1 pseudogene is annotated in these 1009 nt (G+C 69.5%); it reads right to left on the bottom strand.

What is annotated here, in order from left to right:
• Positions 1-124: 124 nt before the first annotated feature.
• Positions 125-1009, bottom strand: a pseudogene (locus tag ACFWUY_RS42080) (hypothetical protein); the annotation flags it as partial.

The following is a 1009-nucleotide window of genomic DNA, read 5'->3' as shown; positions in this document are numbered from 1 at the left end:
GATGTGCGGTGTGGCGGTTTCCATCCCGGCAACGACGCGCTGACCCATGAGATGGTCGGCAAGGCGGTGCTCGGCATTCTGGGCGAGCAGCCGCGCTGGTGAAACCCATGGCCCGCAGGCTGATTCAGGTCTGCGGGCCGAGGGCTGCCAGGGTGTAGTCGAGGATCGCGTCGTTGCCGAGGTCGGCGCCGTGGCGACGGGCCTGTTCGAAATCGTTGTCGCCCAGGGCTGTTCGCAAGCGTTGGGACAGCTGGTCGAGGACCTCGCGGTCGGAACCGAGGGGCTGATCGGCGGCAGCGGCGCGGATGGCTCCGTCGAGGACCGCGGCCTGTTCCGACCTGCCCAGCTGATCGAGCAACAGTGCGATCGAGCGCAGCATCACCCACTGGGTGGACCACATTCCGGCGCGCTGCCAGCTGCGGATCAACGCGGGGTACGCAGCTGCGGCGTCGGCGGTGCGGCGCGAACGGACATCGAGGGAGGCGCGCGAGGCCCCGGCGACACCGGACACGAACGTCGTGCCGGTGGCTTCGGCCATCCGCAATGCCCGGTCGAGCAGGTCGCGGGCCCGGTCCTGGTCGATATCGAGGATCGCCTCGCCCGCACAATAGAGCGCGTAGGCGACGTAAGGGGAAGTGACGGAGCCGGTTTCGGCGACGAGTTCGGCCGAACGTTGCGCGACGGTCGGATCGCCCGCGTAACCGAGCAGCATGGTCCACGTCGCCACATCCATGTTCGATGCCGGACGATCGGGGATGACGGCGGCGCGGCGATACCACTCGGCGGATTCGTCGAAGCGACCCGAGAACAGGTCGCACACACCGTAGGCACCGTAAGAGTTGTAGGGCGGGTCGTCGCAGACGGTGAGCGAGCGAGCGGCGCGGTCGTAGGCGCCGGGCAGGTCACCGGCCATCCAGCGGGCGTACGCCGCCGACGCGAGCACCCCGGCTGCGGTGGGGCCGGCGGCATCGGAGTCGGCCGCGATCACGAGTTCGGCCCAGCCGAGGAC

Origin of the sequence: Streptomyces sp. NPDC058664, from assembly GCF_042716635.1 — a bacterium.
Classification (GTDB): Bacteria; Actinomycetota; Actinomycetes; order Streptomycetales; family Streptomycetaceae; genus Streptomyces.
This window is presented reverse-complemented; position numbering and strand designations above follow the sequence as displayed.